The organism is Clostridium sp. DFI.1.208 (assembly GCF_024463855.1).
Taxonomy (GTDB): domain Bacteria; phylum Bacillota_I; class Bacilli_A; order Erysipelotrichales; family Erysipelotrichaceae; genus Clostridium_AQ.
In genome coordinates this window covers 1-201 of the sequence record NZ_JANGCA010000372.1, presented here as the reverse complement: position 1 = coordinate 201, position 201 = coordinate 1, and the positions used below count along the sequence as shown (strand labels likewise).

Genomic DNA, 201 nt, shown 5'->3' with positions numbered 1-201 from the left:
GGCTTCATGAAGGTGTTCATCTATCGAGTGAATGCGATGAGTGAGACAGGCTATATCTGGGAAGCGATGCTGAAGGATGACAGTGCCGAGCATATCACAGCCAAGCTGAAGGCGGATATCACCATGACGACACAGATCACCATGCAGCTGCCGACGAAGATCCAGCTGACACTGGATGATCAGGTGATGAAGCAGAGCACG

General features: G+C 51.7%; 1 protein-coding gene. It reads left to right on the top strand.

What is annotated here, in order from left to right:
• Window positions 1-201: hypothetical protein (locus tag NE665_RS24730; protein WP_256302811.1), on the top strand; the 201-nt coding region annotated here is incomplete at both ends.